The sequence below is a fragment of the Bartonella sp. AP4SXKL genome (assembly GCF_042195845.1).
GTDB lineage: Bacteria > Pseudomonadota > Alphaproteobacteria > Rhizobiales > Rhizobiaceae > Bartonella.
The window spans coordinates 1-905 of sequence record NZ_JBHIPA010000061.1; the positions used below are offsets into that span (position 1 = coordinate 1).

The following is a 905-nucleotide window of genomic DNA, read 5'->3' on the forward strand; positions in this document are numbered from 1 at the left end:
TGTTTATCATAGTGAACAACAGCCGATTCATCAGACTGAAGATTGTTAGAAAGCTCCTTCAGACTTTTATCAAGCTGGTCTTTATTAACAGCTTCATTACCTCTCACGGCTTCTTTCACACCGGAAAGAATCCTATCCCCTTTGTCTTTATTTGCGATATTGATTTCATTGCCTTCTACTTCTTTACCAATAGTGATAACTTTTGTCTTTTCATCCTGCTTGGCAAGGCTATCACTGACTACATTGGTCACATCATTGTGAACATTCGTAATAGAACTTGCAACACCTGCAAGTGCTTCCGATACACTATTGTAAACCTTTTCCTCACCAGTGCTACCATCATCATTGACAGTTTTAAGTTTGAAGGTGGGTGCAACCCATTCTCCCTTTTCATTATAACCTGCACCTCCACCAAAATAGGTCGCAAATGTTTGATTCATTGAATAAAGTTGGTTGCCAGTGATCGCTTCTGTTGAACCTTTAGAAATTTCTCCATCTAATAGAAACTTCAATTTGCTATTGTTTCCTTCCGTTCCATGCTTAGCTACAAATGCATTGGCTTCATTATTCCAATTCAAAGAATCCTGTGCGACTCCTTCAGAAACTTCCTTAATCCTCTGATTGACATTCTTGATATTTGTATCAAGTCCTTCAAAAGCTGAACCAACATTGGTAAAAGGTTTGGCTGTTATCTTACCATCTTTATCAATCTCCGATAAACTATAGGTCGGCCCAGTAAACACACCATTATTAAAAGCTGCATTGCCTCCTAAATAAGTAACAACCTTATCATTCGTTTCAAAAAGCTGACCACCCGTGATAGCATCCGTTGATTTAGCGCTAATCTCACCATTTGCAAGGAACGTAATTCTACTGTTTTCTTGTGTCCTTACAGCTCTGCCTTT

The 905-nt window shown here is 38.7% G+C and carries 1 pseudogene; it reads right to left on the minus strand.

Annotated elements, in window-relative coordinates:
- A pseudogene (locus tag ACFIMI_RS09665) lies at positions 1-905 on the minus strand (hypothetical protein); the annotation flags it as partial.